This is a genomic window from Rhizobacter sp. P2_H2 (assembly GCF_056403375.1).
On sequence record NZ_JBFUFP010001821.1, the window covers coordinates 1 to 557 of the forward strand.

The 557-nt window shown below is 66.0% G+C and carries 1 protein-coding gene; it reads right to left on the reverse strand.

Translation table 11 applies throughout. The features are described 5' to 3' along the window. A partial coding sequence (locus AC1D15_RS36410) for a transglycosylase domain-containing protein (protein ID WP_477829919.1) occupies nucleotides 1-557 on the reverse strand: 557 nt, incomplete at both ends.

Below are 557 nucleotides of genomic sequence, written 5' to 3' on the forward strand. Positions count from 1 at the left end.
GCATCGCGGCCTCGGCGATCGAGATGTCCTTCAGCGGCTTGCCGAAGTAGATCTCGCTGGCCGCCGCGAATCCGTGCGCGCGCTGGCCGAGGAAGATCTGGTTCATGTAGATCTCGAGGATCTGGTCCTTGCTGAGCAGGCTCTCGATCTTCAGCGCCAGCAGGATCTCGTAGATCTTGCGGGTGAACGTCTTCTCGGTGGAGAGATAGAAGTTGCGMGCCACCTGCATCGTGATCGTCGAGGCGCCCTGGCTGCGCGACTCGTTGAACTGCGCGAGGCCGGCCCGCAGCACGCCCTTGTAGTCGACGCCGCCGTGCTGGTAGAAGCGCGCGTCCTCGATCGCGAGCACCGCGTCCTGCATGACCTTGGGCACCTGGGCGAGCGGCGTGAAGTTGCGGCGCTCCTCGCCGTACTCGCCGAGCAGCACGCCGTCGGCCGAATAGACGCGCATCGGCAGCTTCGGCCGGTAGTCGACGAGGCCGCTGACCTGCGGGAGGTTCGGATACGCCACCGACAGCGCGATACCGATCACCAGCAGCAGCGCAAGCACGCCGGCC